Source organism: uncultured Gemella sp. (assembly GCF_963529685.1).
Lineage (GTDB): Bacteria > Bacillota > Bacilli > Staphylococcales > Gemellaceae > Gemella.
This window is the reverse complement of sequence record NZ_CAUSAI010000009.1, coordinates 1-22,372: the sequence shown is the minus strand read 5'-3', so window position 1 is coordinate 22,372 and position 22,372 is coordinate 1. Positions and strand designations below refer to the sequence as shown.

The 22,372-nt window shown below is 29.2% G+C and carries 16 protein-coding genes; 13 read left to right on the top strand and 3 right to left on the bottom strand.

Annotated elements, in window-relative coordinates; translation table 11 throughout:
- Positions 1 to 116 precede the first annotated feature (116 nt).
- The 4 genes from whiA (at position 117) to RWS90_RS02650 (ending at position 7,723) form a co-directional block, all read left to right on the top strand.
- A complete protein-coding gene (whiA, locus tag RWS90_RS02665; protein ID WP_314548437.1) occupies positions 117 to 1,067 on the top strand; it encodes a DNA-binding protein WhiA in 951 nt (316 codons plus the stop codon).
- Positions 1,068 to 1,086: 19 nt separating this feature from the next.
- Positions 1,087 to 1,698: an NUDIX domain-containing protein gene (locus RWS90_RS02660; protein WP_314548436.1), complete on the top strand. Its 612-nt coding sequence runs from the start codon at positions 1,087 to 1,089 to the stop codon at positions 1,696 to 1,698.
- Between the two features lie 312 nt (positions 1,699 to 2,010).
- Entirely contained in the window at positions 2,011 to 3,219 is a 1,209-nt protein-coding gene (gltS, locus tag RWS90_RS02655; RefSeq protein WP_314548435.1) for a sodium/glutamate symporter, read from the top strand.
- A 181-nt stretch (positions 3,220 to 3,400) separates the two neighbouring features.
- Complete coding sequence (locus RWS90_RS02650) at positions 3,401 to 7,723, top strand: pneumococcal-type histidine triad protein (RefSeq protein ID WP_314548433.1); 4,323 nt, start codon at positions 3,401 to 3,403, stop codon at positions 7,721 to 7,723.
- A 313-nt stretch (positions 7,724 to 8,036) separates the two neighbouring features.
- Here the strand turns inward: RWS90_RS02650 and serS are convergent, their stop codons facing one another.
- Together serS and RWS90_RS02640 are read right to left on the bottom strand one after the other, a co-directional pair.
- The gene (gene serS / locus RWS90_RS02645) at positions 8,037 to 9,317 is read right to left on the bottom strand and encodes a serine--tRNA ligase (RefSeq protein ID WP_314548432.1); all 1,281 of its coding nucleotides are present in this window, start codon (positions 9,315 to 9,317) and stop codon (positions 8,037 to 8,039) included.
- Between the two features lie 319 nt (positions 9,318 to 9,636).
- Complete coding sequence (locus RWS90_RS02640; protein WP_314548430.1) at positions 9,637 to 9,864, bottom strand: hypothetical protein; 228 nt, start codon at positions 9,862 to 9,864, stop codon at positions 9,637 to 9,639.
- Positions 9,865 to 9,886: 22 nt separating this feature from the next.
- Here RWS90_RS02640 and RWS90_RS02635 point away from each other — a divergent pair, with 22 nt between their 5' ends.
- From RWS90_RS02635 to pepF, 4 genes are all read left to right on the top strand, one after another.
- On the top strand, positions 9,887 to 10,030 hold the full coding sequence (locus RWS90_RS02635) for a hypothetical protein (RefSeq protein WP_314548429.1): 144 nt from the start codon (positions 9,887 to 9,889) through the stop codon (positions 10,028 to 10,030).
- A gap of 438 nt (positions 10,031 to 10,468) precedes the next feature.
- Entirely contained in the window at positions 10,469 to 11,308 is an 840-nt protein-coding gene (locus RWS90_RS02630; RefSeq protein WP_314548428.1) for a rhodanese-like domain-containing protein, read from the top strand.
- A 24-nt stretch (positions 11,309 to 11,332) separates the two neighbouring features.
- Positions 11,333 to 11,884: a GNAT family N-acetyltransferase gene (locus RWS90_RS02625; RefSeq protein WP_314548427.1), complete on the top strand. Its 552-nt coding sequence runs from the start codon at positions 11,333 to 11,335 to the stop codon at positions 11,882 to 11,884.
- 114 nt (positions 11,885 to 11,998) lie between these two features.
- The gene (gene pepF, locus RWS90_RS02620; protein WP_314548426.1) at positions 11,999 to 13,801 is read left to right on the top strand and encodes an oligoendopeptidase F; all 1,803 of its coding nucleotides are present in this window, start codon (positions 11,999 to 12,001) and stop codon (positions 13,799 to 13,801) included.
- A gap of 34 nt (positions 13,802 to 13,835) precedes the next feature.
- On the opposite strand, the gene RWS90_RS02615 is transcribed toward pepF, so the two are convergent.
- The gene (locus tag RWS90_RS02615) at positions 13,836 to 14,681 is read right to left on the bottom strand and encodes a metallophosphoesterase (RefSeq protein ID WP_314548424.1); all 846 of its coding nucleotides are present in this window, start codon (positions 14,679 to 14,681) and stop codon (positions 13,836 to 13,838) included.
- 123 nt (positions 14,682 to 14,804) lie between these two features.
- On the opposite strand from RWS90_RS02615, the gene RWS90_RS02610 reads away from it, so the two are divergent.
- From RWS90_RS02610 to RWS90_RS02590, 5 genes are all read left to right on the top strand, one after another.
- On the top strand, positions 14,805 to 18,443 hold the full coding sequence (locus tag RWS90_RS02610; RefSeq protein WP_314548423.1) for a UvrD-helicase domain-containing protein: 3,639 nt from the start codon (positions 14,805 to 14,807) through the stop codon (positions 18,441 to 18,443).
- A gap of 80 nt (positions 18,444 to 18,523) precedes the next feature.
- Positions 18,524 to 19,339 (top strand): glucosamine-6-phosphate isomerase, encoded by an 816-nt coding sequence (locus tag RWS90_RS02605; protein WP_314548422.1) that lies wholly within the window; start codon positions 18,524 to 18,526, stop codon positions 19,337 to 19,339.
- Between the two features lie 6 nt (positions 19,340 to 19,345).
- Positions 19,346 to 20,674, top strand: coding sequence for a hypothetical protein (locus RWS90_RS02600; RefSeq protein ID WP_314548421.1), 1,329 nt, complete (start codon positions 19,346 to 19,348; stop codon positions 20,672 to 20,674).
- A gap of 10 nt (positions 20,675 to 20,684) precedes the next feature.
- The gene (locus tag RWS90_RS02595; protein WP_314548420.1) at positions 20,685 to 21,572 is read left to right on the top strand and encodes a DMT family transporter; all 888 of its coding nucleotides are present in this window, start codon (positions 20,685 to 20,687) and stop codon (positions 21,570 to 21,572) included.
- A gap of 172 nt (positions 21,573 to 21,744) precedes the next feature.
- Positions 21,745 to 22,372, top strand: a 628-nt coding sequence (locus RWS90_RS02590) for a Rho termination factor N-terminal domain-containing protein (protein WP_314548419.1), incomplete at its 3' end; no start/stop codon positions are given.

Below are 22,372 nucleotides of genomic sequence, written 5' to 3'. Positions count from 1 at the left end.
TGTGCATTGTATATTAACTCATTATTTTTAATATTCAGACTCAAATAATTTGTTAATTTGTTTTTAACATGATAAAATAAATAAGTTATAGAATAATTAGAGTTAGGAGGGAACTTATGTCATATGCTTCAGATATGAAAAAAGAACTGACATTAATAGAAATTACTAAAAATAGAGAATTTTTATCAGAGTTGTCAGCACTGATAAAAATGAATGGTGTCTTAAATATTTCTAATGGAAGACTTAGTCTAAGTTTTCAAACAGAAAATGCTTCAATCGCAAGAAGAATGTTTTCTTTAATTAAGTATTTCTATGATGTTCATGTTAATATTTCTGTAAGGAAAAAATTAAAATTAAAGAAAAATAATGTATATATTTGCCGCTTAGAACAAAATGTAAAAGAAATTTTAACGGATTTATATATATTAAATGACAATTATACTATGAGAATAGATATAGCTAATGAACTTATAGATACTGACGAAAAGAAGAGAGCATATCTACGTGGTGCATTTTTAGCTGGAGGTTCTATTAACAACCCTCGTACTTCTAGTTATCATATGGAAATATTTTCGTCATATGAGGAACATAATAAGGAATTAAATGAACTTTTAAATAGTTATAAGCTAAATGCAAGAAGTCTTGAAAGAAAAAAAGGTTACATTGTTTACATTAAAGAATCAGAAAAAATAGCTGAGTTTATTAATCTTGTAGGAGCTTTTCAAGCACTATTTCAATTTGAGGATGAGAGAATTGTACGAGATATTAATAATTCAGTAAATAGAATGCAGAATTGCGATATGGCTAATATGAACAAGACGGTTAATGCATCTGCCAAACAAGTAGAAGATATTAATATTATAGAAGAAAGAATAGGATTAGATAATATCGATGAGAAATTAAGGGTAGTTGCTGAGGCAAGATTAAAGTATCCAGAATATCCTTTAAAAGAAATTGCTGAGATGATAGAAGATGGAAAATTATCGAAATCAGGACTTAATCATAGATTTAGAAAGATAGCCAAGATAGCCAAAGAACTAAAAGAAGGAACATATCAAGCAAAATAAAAAAAGTGAGGAAAATTAGATGAGTAAATGGGATGAACAAATATTAGTTGTAAATAGAAAAGAGTTATTCAATAATGAAGAGAATCATTTTTATGGATTTATTAAAAAAGATGACGAAAAAACTAAAAAAATTATTGATACATTTGAATCATACGAAGTAAAACGTCGAGGAGATATGGAAGAAGACCCTAGCTTTAAGCAATTAATAGGATATGTACTATTAAAAGATATAAATACAAATGAAGTTTTGGTTTACAAGCGCCTAGTAGGTGGAGGAGAGGCTAGACTTCATGGGAAAGCATCAGTTGGTATTGGTGGGCATATGAACGAAGTAGAGGGAAAATCAATCTTTGAAATGTTAAAAATTAATGCATCACGTGAATTAAATGAGGAAGTAGGAGTTTCAGAAGAAGAAGCTTTAGAGAATCTGCAGTTTATCGGATTGATAAATGATGATGAAACAGAAGTTGGTCAGGTTCATATTGGAGTGGTGTATGAATGTAAAGTTGATAAACAGTTGGTAGAGGTAAAAGAAGATGATACTTTAGTTATTAAGTGGATGTCTGGAATTGAGGCTAAAAAAGAAGAGAATTATGAAACTTGGTCAGAGTTTTTAAAACCAATTTTTTAGATTTGAAAAGTGGTTGATTTAAAATATACTTAGATCTAGAAATCTACTAATTTAAAAATGGCTTCATCGGAGGCTTTTTGAAAGTTAATAGACCGAATGGGGGCGCCTGAAAATCGATTCTGAAAATAACGATTTTTAGGTTTGCTCTTTATTTTTTTGTATTGTTATAAAATCTAACGTAAAATTGAAAAAAAGTTTTAAAAAGTGTAATATTATGAATATATAATTTTTTAGAAAACTCATAGAACATTATTATATAAGTACAAAACGACGTTTGTAAGAAAATATAACATTAAAAGAGAGGATGATATTATGTTAAATATTAAAATGGACATGATACAAACAGTAGGTCTTGCTGTTGTTATTCTAATAATAGGTAGATTTTTGAGAAGGAAAGTTAAATTTTTTGAAACGTACTGTATACCTTCTCCTGTAATAGGAGGATTCCTATTCGCGATATTAAACTTGATTTTACGACAAACTAATTTAGTTATATTTCAGTTTGATAATACATTACAGAGTTTCTTTATGACATTATTCTTTACGAGTATTGGATTTAATGCAAGTTGGAGATTGTTGAAAATTGGTGGAAGAAAAGTTATTATGTTTTTAATAGTTTCAATAATCTTAGTTGTTTTACAAAATATTTTGGCTGTAGGTATTGGATATGCTACGGGTGTAGATCCACTAATTGCTTTATTAACAGGGTCAACAGCTATGACGGGAGGTCATGGTACAGCGGCAGCTATGGCGCCTATAGTAGAAGAGTTAGGTCATTCAGGAGCGAAAAGTGTTGCAATAGCAGCAGCTACTTTTGGATTAATTGCAGGATCAAGTTTGGGTGGACCGCTTGCTAATAAACTAATTAAAAATAAAAAATTAGAAGTTGTTGCAGAAGAAGTTGACAATGCACAAGTGAAAAATGATGAGTTTTTATTTAATAATGATGTTAAAAAGTTAGATGGTGAAAGTTTTGCTAAAGCATTTTTCATGATTTTATTAGCGATGTTTATTGGTAGTTATGTTTCAACATTTTTAAATCACTTCCTGAAATTCCCAAGTTATATTGGTCCGATGATTGTGGCAGCTATTCTAAGAAATATCTCAGATCATACTACGAAATTTGATCTTCACTATGAAGAAGTTCATATTTTGGAAGATGTGTCATTAAATCTATTTTTAGGTATGGCAATGATAAGCTTAAAATTATGGGAATTAAGTAATGTAGCAGGACAACTTGCGATATTATTACTTGCTCAAGCAGTATTAGCATGGATTTTCATCTATTTTGTAACATTTAAATTTATGGGTGGTAATTACGATGCAGCAGTATTATCAGCAGGACATACAGGATTCGGACTAGGTGCGACACCAAATGGTATAGCAAATATGCAGAGTGTATGTGATAAATATAAGCATTCTCATATAGCATTTTTTGTAATGCCAATAGTAGGAGCATTATTCATAGACTTCTTTAATGTCGCGATAATTAGTGGATTCTTCTCATTCTTGTCAAGATAAGATAAAAAGTTTGATTAATGGATTATTATCCTTAATCGAACTTTTTTATTTTTCATATAATAAGAGGAGAACATTTGAAAAAAGTTGACAGCAAATCGTAAACATACCTATTTACAAAGAGAAATAAAAATGGTATAATAAATCGAAATCATTTTGAATTGAAAAATTAAGGAGAATTTATATGAATAAGAAAAAGATGATTATTTCTAGTGCATGTGGCTCGTTGGTAATAGGTTTATCAGCATTTGCTGGATATGAATATGGAAAACAACACGCCTACGAGACAGCACCACTAATTAGTAATACAGCGCAAGCAAAAAAAATTAATTATGCCGATAAAGTAAGTTCTGTTGTAGTAAGTGAAATAACTGATGACGGTTATGTTACTCTTCACGGGGACCATAGTCATTACGAAAAAGGATTAATACCATATAATGCTAAAATTCTTGATTCATTAGTTTATAAAAATAAAGATTATAAATTAAAAAATGAAGATATACAGTATGAACTTGCACAAGGGTATGTTATAAAAGTTAATGGAAAATACTACTATTATCCAAAAGAAGGAATAACTCAAGATAATGTTGTAGATGAAAAAACAGGAAAAGAAATTTCAGCTCATGCACATCACCATCATCACCATAATCATGGAGAAGCTAGTGATTCTAAAGAAAGTGGAGATCACTATACATTTAATCCAAAAGATATAGTAAGTGAAACAGCAGATGGATATGTAGTTCGACACGGAGATCACTTCCACTATATTAAGAAAAGCGAGTTGTCATCTTCTCAATTATTACAAGCAAAAGAAGCAGGAGTAAATCCAACATTAGCCTCATCTGTTGCAGGTGTAACAACACCAACAAGTGATGGATACATATTTAAAGGTGAGAGTGATATTATAGGTAGAAACAGTTTTGGCTTTATAGTTCAACATGGTGATCACCAACACGTAATACCTTACTCACAGCTAAGAGGTACACAATGGGAATATTTACTAGGCAATCAAGAAAACACATCTAATACTTCGCCAGTAAATACTCCTACAAATAACCTAGCAAGTGGTGGCGAACACCATGAACATCATGGGAACATATTAAACGATAAACACGATGAACATCATGACCACCATGGAGAAGCTGCAGTGTCTGATGATGGATATAAATTTGATCCTAAAGATATTGTTAGTGAAGATGAAAATGGATATACAGTAAGACACGGAGATCATTTCCACTATATTCCAAAAAATAAAGTGGAACACAAAGAAGAAAGTGCTACACCTACACCAACTTTACCAAAGGTAGAAAAACCTTTAGAAACTACTCCAAAACCAGTTATCCCAACACCTGTATTACCAGAAGAAAATAAAGTAGAACAACCTAAAGACAATAATATAGTTGTAAGACCTAGTGTATTATCATTCGCTGGTGTACAATTTGAGACTAGTGATGGATTTAAATTATCTGAAGACAGTGTAACAACACCTACTTCAACAGGTCTTCTTGTAGCTCATAGTGGTCATCAACACTTTGTATTTTATAAACAATTAGTTAATTCTAAGTGGGAAAAACTTATTCCTTATCAATATTTGAACAAGGCTAAAGAAGATTATGCCGAATTGGAAAAAGAAGTTAATGATAAAATTAATTATCTTTCTCAAAAGAATAATATAGGAAAAGATAAATTTAGCTATGTTATTACTCCAAATGGGGATGCAATTTCGTACAATGGAAAAACGGAGTTGTTAAAAGATATAAATGTTAAAGAAGATACGGAGACAAACAGTTCGGATAGTACAGATAAAGTAGAAAGTAATTCTACAAATAATAATTCAAATAATAACACTGCTACTACCGATAAGACAGAAACAGGGAATAATTCTTCAGAAAATACTGTAGGAAATGACAACCATAGAGAAGAACAAAATAGTATTGAAGAAAAAGAAATCGAAGCGAAAATTGATTATGTTGCTAAACAATTAAATATAGATAAAAGTTCTATAAAATTAATTGAAACGGCAGAAGGGAAAGCGTTGGTATATCCACATGGTGATCATAGCCATACTATATTAATTAAAGATATAGATACATCTAAACCTCTAGCAGACCCACATAGTAATTCAGGAGCTGAGACGTTAAAAAAATTAGGATTCGATGATGATATTATCCATGATATTCAACATGCTTCAGCGGACACTGATTTCCCTGCACATGAAACAAGTGTAGAAAAAATGAAAGAGTGGTTAAAAACTATTAAGTACTTAAATATAGGTCAAAACAAAGATCCTCTTAAGAGAAACGGTTTAGAACTTATGCCTAATATAGAAGTTCTCGGTATTGGATATACTCCTATCGACGATATTACACCTGTTTATAAATTTAAAAAATTAAAACAATTATACGTATCAAGAACGGGTATTAAAGATTATTCATTTATAAAAAATATACCAACATTAGAGGGAATTGATTTTTCTGAAAATGACATTCAGGATATATCATTCTTAAAAGATTATCCAAACTTAAAATTAGTATCTGCGGCAGGGAATAACATTGAAAATATCGATGTATTAAAAAATCTTACTAATTTAGAGTCGTTAAATTTAGATAATAATAAAATTAAAGATATATCATCTCTAAAAGATTTAAATCATCTAAGAGCAGTTAGTCTTGAAAATAATAATATTACAAAGTTAGATGCATTAAGTAATAAAAGTGAATTAGAACGTCTGTTCTTATCTAATAACAGCGGTTTAGAGTTAGCGACTCTAAAAAATGATAGTTTAGAGCAATTAACGGTAAATAATACTAATATCAGAGATTTGAGTGTTGTATCTAACTTGCCTAAATTGAAAAAGTTAGTAGCAAATGATAATAAAATAACAACACTATCACATTTGGGAAATGCTAAAGTTTTAGAAAGTGTAGAAGTTAATAATAATAAAATCGACAGTTTTGATTTTGAGAATAGTACAATTACAAGTCTAGAAATCAAAAACAATAAACTAGAGGATATTAACAATGTTCATAAACTACCTGCGCTTGAGAATTTAGATGCTAGTGGTAATAAGATTAGTGAATTTCCATCTAATAAACAAAATAAACTTATTAATTTAACAGTTAATAATAATACTATTAGATCATTGGAAAATGTAAATAATCTTACAGCACTAAAATACTTAACGATGTCAAATAACTATGTATCTACATTAGTATTGAAAGAGAAAAATAAAACTCTAGAGTATCTAGATATAAGTCATAATACTGTTCCGAAAGAAGAATTAGAAATTCCAAGTGGTGGAAATATTCCAAAAGGAATAATGAGTAATTTTGAAAAAGTCGAAAGTGGAGATATAAAAGAGAATTATACTTTAACTGCTGATTATATTACAGAACAGGCAGAAAAACTTCAAGAAGAAATATTGAAACTAAAAGATGAGAAAAAATTAGCTCCGGAAGTTGCTGATGAATTAAAACAAAAAGCACGTATTATCTATCTTGATATGTCTTACAGTGTAGATCAAAGTAGAAATAAACAAATTATCTTAGAAAAACAATTGAATGAAATAAGAAAACTAGTAAAAGATAATCTAGTTACTCCAACTACTGAGGTAGCTAATAAGGAAGATTCAGCTGCTGAACATTCTAATAGCGAAGCAGAGCATGGAACAGAAGCACATAATCATAATGAAGCAGAGCACGAGTCAGAAGCACATAATCATAATGAAGCAGAGCACGAATCAGAAGCGCATAATCATAATGAAGCCGATGAACATGATTTTGTATTCGATGTGAACAATATAGTAAGTGAAGAAGGAGATGGCTATATTGTAAAACATGGAGATCACAATCACTTTGTTAAAAAATCTGATTTATCAGCCAAACAACTAGAAGAAGCAAAAGAATTTTTAGCTAAGAAAGCAGAAACTACAGCAACTGTAGATAAAGCAACATTAGATAGTAAGAAGAATTATATTGCTCTATTCTATGGATTAAATGCCAGCGATATTTCAGTTGATAATAATGCGTTAGTATTTAATTATAACGGATCAGTTAAGCGTATTTTACTTAATGATATAACTGTTCCAGCGATGAGTTCAGATTTGGAAGGAGATTTTGAAAAAGAAATAACAGCTTTAGCAAGTAGTATGAATACAACTGTCGAACATATTCAAGTACAAGATGGACAAATGATAGTAAATCATGGGGATCACAATCACTATTATCCAATTAAGAGTCCAGGATGGAGAACATATAATCAACATAAAATACCTTATATAGAAATACCTAGAGTAAGTGGTAATATTGATGAAGCTGTTGTTAATAGTAAACTAACAGAATTAGAAAATAAGGCACAAACTGTTTTAGCTAATAATCCAACTAAATTAAGAAAAGTGTTGAATTGGTTAAATAACTTCAGAGATGTTAGTCTAGCGTGGCATGTCACAGGAACAGACGGATATCTACAAGCATTAGATAAGTTTGAAAAAACTCAAATAGATGCATAACGTTATATAATAAATAAAGATAGCGAATTAAGAAGAGGGGATCTTAATTCGCTATCTTTTGCATTTAGAAAATATTTAAAAAGTCTCTAGGAATTTATGTACACTCCCAGAGACTTTCTTTTTGGATTTTTTATCTATCGTTTTAGGGAGTGACTCATAAATCGTGATTTCTTAAGAAACAAGATTTTGTCGGGTCTCCCCCGCAAAGTTTATTAGATATCTAAAAGGCTTTTATAAAGTGAATTTAGATATTAATAAACTACTGCGTCTATGAGTTATCATATACACTTTTTTAAAATTTAGGACTTTTGGGTTAATCTCTTTCGATTTTTGTGATTCCACGCATGTATGGACGTAGAACTTCTGGAACTGTGATAGAACCATCTTCATTTTGATAGTTTTCAATTATTGCAGCTAAACAGCGCCCAACTGCTAATCCAGAACCATTTAATGTGTGGATAAATTCAACTTTTCCAGTATCTTCACGTTTGAAACGCATATTTGCACGACGAGCTTGGAAATCTGTACAGTTTGAACAAGAACTGATTTCTTTATATGCATTATAACTTGGTAACCAAACTTCGATGTCGTATGTTTTAGCGCTTGAGAATCCAGTGTCTCCAGAACATAAAGTAATTACACGATAAGGCAAGTTTAATTTTTTAAGAATATTTTCAGCATGACCTGTCATGATTTCTAATTGTTCATATGAATTTTCGGGTTTAGCAAAACGCACCATTTCTACTTTGTTAAATTGGTGAAGACGAATTAATCCACGAGTATCGCGTCCAGCACTTCCAGCTTCTGATCTAAAGCAGATACTGAATGCAGTAACACCTTTTGGTAACATATCTTCAGTTAAAATTTCTCCATTGTAGTAGTTTGTTAATGGTACTTCAGCAGTAGGGATAAGTGTTAAACCTTCAGATTCAACTGTATAAACATCCTCAACGAATTTAGGGAATTGTCCAGTTCCAAATAATGCAGTTCTATTAACTAATTGAGGTACCATAAATTCTTCATATCCGTGTTCAACTACGTGAGTATCAATCATAAAGTTTATTAAAGCACGTTCAAGCATTGCTCCAGCTTTTTTGTAGAATACAAATCTACTTCCAGAGATTTTTGCAGCACGTTCAAAGTCAGCAATATCTAATTCTTCAACTAAATCCCAGTGAGCTTTTGGTTCAAAATCAAATTCTCTTACTTGTCCGATTCGACGAACTTCGATGTTTTCATCTTCATCTTGTCCGATAGGAGTTTCATCAGAAATAAGATTCGGTATTCTAATGATTTTTTCGTTAATTTCTTCAGCGATTTGTTTTACTTCGATGTCACGAGCAGTGATTTCATCAGATACGTGTTTCATATCAGCAATTACATCTGAAGCATCTTCACGTTTTCTTTTTAAAATAGCAATTTCTTCACTTTTTTTGTTACGAAGAGCTTTTAAATCTTCAACTTGAACAAGAAGTTCACGACGTTTTTTGTCTAAATCTATAAGTAAATCAACTACATCTGTTTCTAAGTTTCTAGCTGCTAATTTTTCTTTTACCATTTCAGGGTTTGCTCTAAATAATTTAATATCTAACATTTTTTTATTCTCCTTTTGTATATATATTTTTAAACTTGAATTTGTTTATAAAATAAAAAATCCCTTACGTCTTTGACGCAAGGGACGATTAATTTCTATACCGTGGTTCCACCCAAATTCAATCTTAAAAGATTCTTGAAATTTAATTTGATGTTACTAATAGTAGAATTTTAAAATAAACAATAAGTACTTTCAGCACTGTACTCTCTCTGGAAATGTTTTTAGATTAAAACATGTCTATTATCAAATTATATATATTTAATTAAACTAATTTTACTCCATGTTAAGCTTTGTTGTCAAGTGTTTTTTAGTAATTATCCTAATTTTCTTCAAGTGTATTGTTTGTTGTTGTTTCTTTTTCTGTGTTGTTTTTATTTGAACTTGTAGTTTCTTCATTGTCAGAAACTTCTTTTTCTGAGTTAAGAGTCGTACTATTTTCATTTTCAGTTGGAGTTTCTTTAGGTTTAGCATCTGCTACTAGGGCTAGAAATCTATCGATATCACTAATTAATATAGTTTCAGTTTTTTTACCTAGTGAGAAGTTCACCGCTTTTCCATATGGTGTTTCAATGATATTTAATGAATCTGGAGAAAGTTTAAAAATTCCTGCAAGTAAGTTAACTTTAGCAGTTTCTTCAGGAGTAAGGTCTACTTTTTTATTATCTGTTGTATTGTTTTCTTCTTTAGGAGTACTTACTTCGCTGTTAGATTGATTGTCTGTATTTTTATCATTATTATTTTCAGTGTTTTCTTCTGTTTTAGTTGTAGTATTTTCAGTTGATTCAGTTGTTTTATGTGCATATTTTTCAAAATCTACTTTGTTATATTTAGCATTAGAGAATTCGATTGGGAATGTTAGATCATTTGCTTCTTTAACAAATTGACTAGCTGAAGAGCGTAGTGTTGAACCATCACTATCAGTTTCATTAAGTTTATTATATTTCTCACCAAATTCTACTTTCGAACTTTTGTTGTGTTCTAGTGCATAGTGTTTACGATTTACGAGGATTAAAAAATATTTGGGAAAGTTGTGTAAACTTTAGTTTTTTTAAAAATATTATTCATATTGAATGATAGATATCTAAATTATATTTTTACAATAGAATTTATGATATAATAAATAGGTAATTAAATTTTAAGGAGGGGTACTTATGACACAATTTGATTTTGAAAAATTAGTTGATGCTGAGTATTTATTACAAAATAGATCTAATGACAAAGTTGTAGTTATTGATGCTAGAGGAAGTATGTTAGAAGAAGGTTCTTTAATGTATGACAAAGCAGTAGTTGTCGACTGGACGGATATAAGTTTATTAGGAGAGTTTGGAGGAGAAGAATTAGGGAAATTATTATCTAAAGAAAATTACCTACAAATTTTTACTAAATTAGGAATTAATGATGATTCTGAAGTTCTAGTATATGGTTTTACAATGCCAGAACAAGGATTTGGAGATGAGGTGCGCGTTCTGTATACATTTAAGTATGCAGGATTAAATAACGTTAAGTTTATCGATGGTGGATTCAAACAAGTTGAAAAGCTAGGATTTAATAAAAATTATGAACCATCATTTGATAGAATTGATGTTAGTGATGTAGTTCGTAATGAAGCAACTCAAAATGATAAAGCTATATTTACAGATGAATTATTATCGAAAGTAGGTAGTGAAGGTGTTCAAGTAATAGACACTAGATTAGAAGTTGAATATAACGGACGTGTAATTTATGGTGAAAATAAAGCTGGTCATATTCCTGGCGCAATTTCATTACCATTCAATACATTAGTTGATAATAATGGATTCTTAAAATCTAGAGAAGAATTAGAAAAATACGTAACTGAAAAAGGTTTAGACAAAAATAAACTTCAAATTACTTATTGTACAACTGGGGTACGTGCATCATATGTAGCAGTTATATTGGAAGAACTAGGATTTAAAGTTCGAAATTATGAGCCATCATTTGCAAGATATGCAAATGTCGGGGAAGTGGAATAAAATTTTAATAGAGTATAGAAAGTTATGATTAGAAAAGCGACGCAAGAAGATATTAGAGTAATAGACGGACTGCAGGAATTTATTGAATCTTTAGAACTAGATATATTGAGCTATTGTTCAGAAGAAAAACTTCGAGAAGTCCTTAAATTTGTATTTTTATCAGAAGAAGACAGATTTAGTTATAAAAATTGTACGGTTTATGAAAATGAGGGAGCTATACAAGGATTTTCATTCTCATATCATTATGATGAAGTTATAAAAATGAAAAATTTTTGGTTTAATGAAGTAGTAAATCATTTTGAATTAAATAAAGATACAATTATTTTTGATTATGATGAAGTGTTAGAGGAGGAATTTTACTTAGATACTTTATATGTCTTTTCTGATGTTAGAGGTAAAGGTATAGGAAGTAAGCTATTGACAGAATTTGTTAATAATGATCAAAACGTACTGAGTTTAAATGTAGCACAATCAAATAATAGAGCGAGAAAATTGTATGAAGGATATGGATTTTATAAAAGCCGTGAAATTTTTATAGGTCATGAGTACTATGACCATTTAATAAATGAAAAATAAATTATTTATCAATTATTTTCTGAAAATTCACTTTAGTTTTTAAGATATTAGTTAATAAATTAGTAGAATGTGTGTTATAATTAAAGCTATGTATGCAATATAAGGAGAAAAAATATGGTAGAATTATTGAGGAAAAACCAAAAAGTAGAAAATACATGGGACTTGGAATCAATTTTCAAAACAAATGATGATTTCTGGAATCAATTTAGTGAAGTAGAAGCGTTTATTCCTAAGATAAAAAATTATAAAGGAAAAGTATTGGAAGGCGCTAAAGGTCTTTTAGAAGTATTTAAAGTTGAAGAAGAATCGATGTTGAAAGTTGAACAGTTATCAATTTATTCATCTTTAAAAAAAGACCAAGATAGTACTGATCCGCTTTATGCTGAATTATATGCAAAAACAAGAAATTTAAGTTCTAGATTTTATGCTGAATGGTCATTTTTAAAACCAGAGCTGCTTTCGATTGAAGAAGATGTACTGTTGGGGTATGTAGACGAATTAGAAGAATTAAAAGTGTATAAGTTTGAACTTGAAAAACTTAATAAAAAGCGCCCGCATACTTTAGATCCAGAACAAGAGAAAATTATAGCTATGGCTGGAGAGGCGCTTAGTGCGAGTGATGAAACTTTTGCAGCATTAAATAATGCTGATGTTGAATTCGAAGCTGTTGAAGATAAAGATGGGAATAAACATACTTTAACTCATGGTACCTATGGTACATACATGGAAAGTACAGATAGAATTTTAAGAAAAAACACTTTTCATGCATTATATGATTATTTTAAAAAGCATAACAATACTCTAGCTGCAACCCTTGGTGGAAATCTAAAAAGAAAAAAATATTATGCAGATGTATACAAATACTCGTCAACTCGTAATAATGCACTATCTAATAATTTAATTCCAGAAGAAGTATATGATAATTTAGTGTCGGTAGTGAATAAAAAAATTCCGGCTTTACAAAAATATTATGAACTTCATAAAAAAGTAAAAGGATTTGACGATTTTAGATTGTATGATAGAGGTGTTTCGATGGTAGAGGGAGAGCCTATTAAATTTACATTCGAAGAGGCTCGTGATATAGTTTTAGAAGCGGTGAAACCAATGGGAGAAGAGTATGTAAATGATATGAGAAAAGCATTTACTGAACGTTGGATTGATATTTATCCAAATAAAGGAAAGCGTTCAGGAGCCTATTCATGGGGAGGATATACGACTAAACCATTTGTATTATTGAATTTTGATGGGACATTAAATGATGTATATACTTTAATTCATGAGCTTGGACACTCAATGCATTCATTCTATACTCGAAAAAATCAACCATATGTTTATGGAAGTTATTCAATATTTGTAGCAGAAGTAGCGTCAACATGTAATGAAGCATTGTTAACAGAATATCTTTATAATAAATTTGAAAAAGAAGGAAATAAAAATGGTATGTTACGTGTTCTTAACCAAGCGCTAAGTGGATTTGTAGGCACAGTTTATAGACAAACACAATTTGCAGAGTTTGAGCATACTATAAATCAACATCTTCAAAATGGTGGGGCAATAACAGCGAATTATTTAAATAATGAATATTTCAACTTAGTTAAAAAATACTATGGAGATGTGTTTACTTATGATGAGGATATAAAATATGAGTGGTCAAGAGTTCCGCATTTCTATTATAATTACTATGTATATCAATATGCAACGGGATATTCTGCTGCGCAAGCTCTATCTAAACTAATTTTAAAAGATAGTAACAATGCTAAGATTTATATTGATGAATTCCTTTCAAAAGGAAATTCTAATTATCCAATCGAAGTTCTAAAAAATGCAGGTGTAGATATGTCTAAACCAGAAGCAATCGAATTAGCTCTCCAAGATTTTGAAGAAAAAATAGAAAAATTTGAGAAACTATATTTTTAGTATTTAAAAAACTCAAAATCGGATTTTAAGTAAATCACGATTTTTGAGTTTTTCTTTTTAATGTTACTAAAACTAATTCTATTCTGTTATTTATTCTTATAGGAAATGAACTGTTCCCAAGGCCACGAGATACAATAAGTGTTGAATCATTTTGTATATATTTTCCGCTAGTATATTTTGGGAAAAAACCTTGACTAGGAGAAAAAATTCCACCTAAAAATGGAATTCTCCATTGTCCACCGTGTGCATGCCCTGAAAAAATTAAATCATAATTGGCTTCTATATACATTGGAAATTTCTCAGGTCGATGGGATAATAAAATATTAAAATGATTAGCCAAGTGTAGAGTTTCTAATGTTTTCTTAAAGTTTGCTTTATGATTTAAATTATCTTCATTTTTAAAATAATTATAGTCTTCCACCCCAACTAGATTAATAGATTCACTATATTTTTCTAATAATATTGAGCTATTGTTTAAGTTAATTATATTTAATTTATTTAGTATCTCTTTTAATTTTTCATATTCTTCAGGAAGTCTTAATTCATGATTACCAGAAACAAAATAGCATTGAGAAATTACAGAAAGTTGACAAAGTATATTGTATGCAATATCCATGTCATTGTTGTAACTATCTAGTAAATCACCGGTAATAACTATAATATCTGGTGAGAATTTTTTTATTTTGTTTATAAATGTAAGATCACTAGAACCAACTTTGTTACAGTGAATATCACTTACTTGAGCAATTTTGAAATTGTCAAAACCGGGTGGTAAAGTATTGAAATTAAGAGAGGTTTTTGTTACTTTTAAATTTTTGTTTTGTGTTATTATTGAACTAGCTATGATAAAAGGGGCTAGTGTCAAAATTTTTCGATTCATTATTTTCACCTGTTAAGTTTAATTTTTTAATAAGCGTATTGTTATCTTAAAACATTATACCATATTGCTTAAAGTATGTTAAAATATAAGGTGATTAAAAAAGTTAAATTTGAGGATGAATATATGATAAGAATAGAAAAAATTGATAGTATAGCAGCTTCTAGAAAATATCCACCAACACCACCGCAATGGCAGGCGATTTCTATAACCGGGGCAGATATACTTGTTGCAGCAGCGGCAGGAAGCGGGAAAACAGAGGTACTTTCAGAAAGAATAGCGAGAAAAGTAGCAACAGATAGATGGGATATAGATAGACTTTTGGTTTTAACGTTCACAACTGCTGCTGCGAAGAATATGATTGTTAGAATTGAAGATAAAATTAGTGAACGATTACTATCGACAAACAAAGAGGAAGATTTATTATATTTAAGAAAACAAAGAATGTTGATGAATGATGCCTATGTTAGCACTATTGATAGTTTTTGCTTAAATATATTGAAGAAGTTTTATTATTTAGTTGAGGAAGAAATTGATAGCCAAATTAAGTATTTATCCCCTAATTTTAGTATCCTTGCAAATAGTAAGGGACTATTAATTGATACAATAGGTAGTGTTCTTGAAAGATTAGTACAAGAAGATTCTGATGGATCAGATTTGTTGTTTGCAATATTTGGTTCTAAACAAAATATTAGTTCTTTTTTAATGGATGTATATTATAAACTATTAACTATACCAAATTTTTTAAGTTATTTAAATAATGATTTTATAAAATTTAATTCTATGGTATTAGAAAAATTTGCTTTTAATAAGAATGATATAGTAGACGAATTTGAAAGAATTGAAAATTTGACAGAAGTGAAAAACATTTCTAAGGCCTTAGATTTTAGTATATCTATCAAAAAATACTTAGAAGAGACATTGGTGGATTCACAGTTAGATGTTTTATCACTTGTTAATTTAGATTATGACAAGAAAGAAAAAATTGTTAAATATTTACAAGAAGATGAAGTTCATAAGAGTAATCAGGAAAAATTGGAAGAAATTGAATTAATCATATCTAATCTTAACGCACAATTAGAAGTAGAAAATAATGTATTTGATGCATCGTTGTTAAATAGTATCTATAATGACTTATTAGATTATTGTAATTATTTTAAGCTACTTGAAAAAATGAAGTTATTATCTACATTGATAACAGCGGTGTTGAAGCAAGTACATAATGATTTTATAAAAAGAAAACGTGAAAATAATTTCTTAGACTTTTCTGACTTGAATCATCTTGCAATCAAGGCGTTAACTAAAGAAGAGGATGGTAAGATAGTTTTTAGTGAAGCAGCACATTATTATAGAAATTATTTTTTAGAGATATATGTAGATGAATATCAAGATAATAACAACCTTCAAGAGTATATATTGAATTTGATTAGGGGAGAAAATGTTTATTTCTTCAGAGTGGGTGATGTTAAACAAGCGATTTATGGTTTCAGAGGATCTAATCCAGATCTTTTTGAACAAAAATACAATAGTTATAAGAAGTTAGTAATTGATAATTATAATATAGAGAATGAATATTCATTTGAAAGTGATTCAGAGGGTATTTGTATAGTCTTAAAAGAAAACTTCAGAAGTGATGAGAATATCTTGAAATGCAGTAACTTTATTTTTAATAGATTGATGGGAAATAAGAATGCAGGCGTAAGTTATGATGAAGACAGTGCTTTATATTATCCTAAAGCAAAAGAAAACAAAGAACATGAAATAATTTCTACTAAATTCATAAATGGTAAAACTAATTATTTTACAGGAAACGTTATAGAGGATAAAAAAAATTATAGAGAACAATCGATAGAAAATATTGCTTGTGAAATATTAAATGGTGTAAAAAACGGTAAAAAATATAGTGATTATGCTATTTTGGTTAGAAATAGCACTAAAATGAATAGTTTTAAAGAAATTTTTAGTAAATACAATATACCTCTATTTTTCAAAGAAAAAGTTGGTTTTACAGAATCTACTTGTTTTAATATATTGTATAATATGTTAAATTTCTTGGACAATACAAATAGAGATGCAAGTTTATTAGCAATTTTACATACTGAAATTTTTGATTATAGCAATGATGAATTATTACAATTATCACTACAAAAAGGTAAAAGTTTTTTTGAAAAATTACAAAATAGTAAAACTGAGAAAGACAACAAAACTGAGAATCAAATAAAAAAATGGTTAAACTTTAGTTTGAATAACTCTCTTCCGAATTTATTAGACTGCATAGAAAGTGATATAGATTTTAGAAATTATTTAGTAACAATAAGTGTAGATGATGAAGAGTTAGATTATTTTGAGAATTTTGTTGATATTGTAAATGAATATCAAAGAATGGATAATAAGTTATCAGGGTTAGTTAGTCAATTAAAAACAATAAAAAGTGAAGAAGTTTTTGAAACGAAAAAAAGAACTCCAAATGACAGTGTAACATTGTCTACCATTCATATTTCTAAGGGATTAGAGTATAAAGAAGTTTTTGTAGCAGATTTAGATACTTCGTTTAGTAAAAGAGGATATACGGGCGAAGCATTATTTACAGAAAACTTTGGTTTAAGTATTAATGTAGATAATATATGTGAAAGGTTAGGATATAGATGCTCTAATGTTGAAAAGCTAAATAGATTGTATAATTATAATAGTATTTTGATTAAACTACGAGAAAGAGAAGAAGAAGTTCGAAATTTATATGTTGCGCTAACACGTGCAAAAAATACTTTATTTATCGTAAGTCCTAATGGTGTTGAATTAAATAATGATAAAGCTAAAGATAAAACTTTATCTCAAGCTCTTATTGAAGATGATAATTTTGAAAAGATTTTAAATAATCTTTTAAGTGAATACGAAGCTGGTTTTGATTATGAAAATGAACGTGATGCAAAATTTGAAGGGTATGAAACTGAACCATTTTATAAAGAAATTGAAGCGGAGTTTAAATTTGATTTAGAAGACTTTTATAAGAGTTTTGAAATGAAACAACAGAATAAAGATGAAAATGATAAAGTAAATGTTAGGGATAAAATATTTCCAGCCAAAACATCTTATAGTGCTTTGAAAAAAATCAATACAGACAATAGTACTTTTATACAAAAGAAAGAAAAGCGTGGCTATTTAGAATTTACAACTTTAAAAAGTACAAATTCATCTAGTAAGGCAATTTTAAGAGGTAATATTATACATAAGTTATTTGAGAAGATTGTTAATGATATTAGAGCAGGTATAGAAATTCTAGAAGTTAGAGAGTATGTTAATAACTTAAAGAAAACAGATAATCTATTTCAAAATATTAAAGAAAACAGAATTTTGACAGTTGAGGAATTCGATATTATAAATAATGAGGATGACTTAGAAAAAATTGAGAATTTTGTAAATAGTGAATTAATGAATACTATTTTGTCTGCAGAATTTTGTCAGACAGAAATAGCATTTACAACATCTAAAAAAGCTAAAGAATTATATAAGGACAGTGATAGTGAAATAGCTGTAATTTTACAAGGTGTTGTTGACTTGTTTATTCGTGTTTCTAATAAAGAAGCAATAATTGTGGATTATAAAACCGATTATGTTACAGCTAAAACTGGAGAGAATATTTTAAAAGATAGACATAAAGAACAACTGAGAATTTATAAAGAAGCAGTTGAAGATTATTATCAATTAGAAAATATTAAAACATATGTTTATTCGTATGTATTATCAAGGCTGATTGAAGTTGAATAAAAACTTAGTACGTTGTTAGTAAGAGTTAATTGTGGTATAATAGGAATTAAATTTGAATAATAAAATTTGGAGGTGAAAACGTGAAATATATAGTTTGTAATAGTGAAACTGCAGTTTTGAATAGAATGTATGATGAATTTGAAAAAAATATTGAGGATGGGGCAGTTATTTGTTTACCAGAAAATATAATAAATACTCAGTTTACTAATAGAATGATTGATGATAATAAAACTGGGAAATATCGTTATAAACACGTTATAATGTTGGGGCAAAGAGAGTTTGCTGATATTGATATTGAGGAAAAATTTGGGTTATATAGATATGCAAGACATGAATTATTTAAAAAAATTGATGTTGAAACGAAGAATATCTATTATCCACAGACGCTAAACAGCAATGAGAGTCAAGAGGAACTTAATAACTATAAAGAAGTGCTTGGAGAGAATCCTATCGATGTTGCGGTAGTATTTTTAGGTTCTGATGGGGGAATATTAGATTATCGTTATGCTGATGAGGTAAATAAAGATCTTCATATTGTTGAATTTTCAGATGGAGAAAAAGCTCAACTACAAGAAGCGGGTATGGAAATCACGGGTAATAAGCTGATCAGTATAGGTTATGAGAACCTGATGTCTGCTAGAAATTTATTTGTTGTTGTTTTAGGAAAAGATAAAAGACAGTATATTGCAGAATTATTTGAAAATGAGGACTCAGAAAATAAAACTGTGTTATCAGTCTTAAATAATCATAAGAATTTATTTATTTTTACAGATAAAGAAGCTAGTTATAAATCTGAAGAAGAAGTAAATAGATTAATTAAACAAAGACAAAAAAAATTAGAAATTAAAGAACGTGAAGAAAGACTTCAAAATGAGGAGCTAAAAAAGGATAGGTAATATAGTATGAATGATTATCAGAGAATTATAGACTATGATTTTAGCGATACAGTTCTTGATGATAAACTTGTTGTAAAATTCAAATTGAAGAAGACATTTACTGAAGACCAATTTATTAGTTTGTTTTCTCCTAAAAAAGGAGAGAGATTTATTATAAGGACACCAGATACGAAATCTTCTATAATAGGAATAGGGTACGAAGCAACGTGGTTGTTGGATTCTAACGATTTTTTAACGAGTTTTGATAATAGTAGCGTCTTATCTGGTTTTGAAGAATTAAAAGCTCAGGTTACATTTTTAGAAATAGACGAGCATGATTCTGAGTATTTTGGTATATATGGTGGAGTCTCAGATGGTAAAAACAGAAATAGCCAAGAATGGGTCGACTTTAGTGATACTTCATTTGTTGTTCCGGGAATACTTGCAGTTTTTAAAGATGAAGACGTATATATCACTATGTTCTTTAATATGAAAGAAGAAAAAGAATTCGCGGAATTATGGTCTGAGAGAATTTCATTTTTAAATAAACTCGATGATAAAAATGAAATATCAAATGAGCCGAAAATATCAGTAGTTAGAGAAATTTATCCAGAGCTTTGGCAAGAAAACATTAGGACCGCTCTTCTTAAAATTGAAAAAGAAGAACTAAAACGTATCGTATTATCAAGAAAAAATTTAATATTATTAGAGAATAATACTTCATTGGGAGCAATAACAAAGTATCTTCTAAGTAAAAATAGATATTTTATAGCATTTGAGTCAAAAAAAAGTGTATTTGTTACGACAAATCCTTTGATATCGTTGGATTATACGGATGATGATTTGAAAGCACAGCTCTATTTGAAAAAAGAGAATTTGTTTAATAATGATTATTCAATCATGTTTGATGAAAAAGAAATTATTCAAGAATATAAGAATAGTTTTGACTCTCATTTTGACTGTGAATTTAATGTGTATGATGATAAAACTTTAATGGGGAAAAAATTAGATGTTTATTCTGTTTTAAATTCAAGGGTAGAGGATTCTGAAAAAGCAATAAAGGCGCTGAGTTTATTGTATCCAATGCCTATTATAAAAGGATATCCTGAGAGTGTTGCGGAAAAGTTTCTTGATGACAATTACAACGTAGGCTATGGATTTTGGTATTCTCCATTCGGGTATATTACTAATAATTTAGATGCTAAGTTTTATACATGCGGAAATATGATGGTAGCTCAAAATAATATGATTACACTATTTACAAGTATCTTATTATCAAAAGATGAAAATTATAATGATGTTATAGAAAAATCTGATAGGATTGTAAGTTCTAGTCTTAAATTATTTGACCACTAGGAGAGAAGTAATGGAAAAAAGTGCGATAAAAAAAGGAGCAACCCTTACTTTGCTAGGTGCTACTTGTTGGGGATTATCTGGAGTATTAGGGGAGTATTTACTTAATATTTCTAAGATAGATTCTACATGGGTAATTTCCAATAGACTATTTTATTCAGGTATAGTTCTAGTAATTATTTTATTCTTAAAAGATAAGAAAAGCCTGATGAATGTATTTTCAGATAAAAAAGATATTTTGAGATTATTGAATTTTTCATTTTTGGGATTATTAATTTGTCAGGGGACATATTTTTTAGCAATTAAGTATACTAATGCGGGAATGGCAACAGTTTTACAATATACAGGACCAGTAATGATAATGGCGTATTATTGTGTAGTAGGCAGAAGACTTCCGATGGTAACAGAGGTAGTTGCTATTGTGACATCGTTGTTTGGAACAGTGCTGATGGCGACACATTTAGATTTTAGTAAGTTAAATATTTCCATGTTAGGATTGTTTTGGGGAATTTTCTCAGCTATAGGTTTAGCGAGTTACAATATTTCTTCAATAAACCTAACTAAAAAATATGGAGTAATGCCGATTATGGCGTGGGGATTACTAATTGCAGGTATCGTTGTTTATTTTGGGACAGGAAGCAATTATATTCCTGAAAACTTCTCACTTATGGATTTTCTTTGTATGGCTGGTGTGATTATAGTAGGAACTATTATGTCATTTTCACTATATTTAGAAGGAATAAGATTAATTGGAGCTGTTACTGGGAGTATAATAGGTTGTTTTGAGCCAATAGCTGCTATTATTTTTTCTTTCTTGTTGTTAGGAACAACATTTGGCGTAGTTGATTTAATAGGAGCTTGTTTTATTTTATCAGCAGTTGTAGTACTTAGTAAGAGATAAACGCATATAGGTAATAGTTAGAAGTGAAATTTTAATAGAACAGAGTAAGAGCTTAGAGACAATTTCAATTACAGGATATTGTTTCAAGTTCTTATCTACTTTAAATTTTTAGTAAGAGTAGTTAGAGTTGTTTCATAGTAGATTTTTTGAAATATATATAGAAAGGATAAAAATGAGCAACGTAAAATTTGATGAAATGTATAAAAGTATGAATACTAAAGAACTTACAGCTTTAGCGAAAGAACTTGGTGTTCCAAGGTATTATACATTAAATAAAAAAGAATTGGTTTTAGCAATTTTAGAAAAACAATCAGTAAGTGAAGAGCATTACTATGCTTCTGGTATTTTAGATGATATTCATCCAGAAAATGGTTTTGGATTCCTAAGAACTGTTGATTATAAAAAAGGGGAAACGGACATTTATATTTCTGCTTCTCAAATTCGTCGTTTTGAGCTAAAAAAAGGTGATGAAGTCTTTGGTAAAGTTCGTAAACCACGTGAAGGTGAAAGATTTGCAGGTATATTACAGGTAGATAAGGTCAATGATATTGATGCAGAGGTTGCAAAGGGCAGAGCTCATTTCCAAGCATTAACACCAATTTATCCAAATCAAAAAATTGTTTTAGAGACTACAAAGGAGAAACTATCTACAAGATTTGTAGATCTAGTAGCGCCGATTGGATTTGGGCAACGTGGATTAATAGTAGCGCCGCCTAAAGTAGGTAAAACAACATTACTAAAAGATATTGCAAATTCAATTAGAAAAAATTATCCTGATAAAAAGTTGATTATTCTTTTAA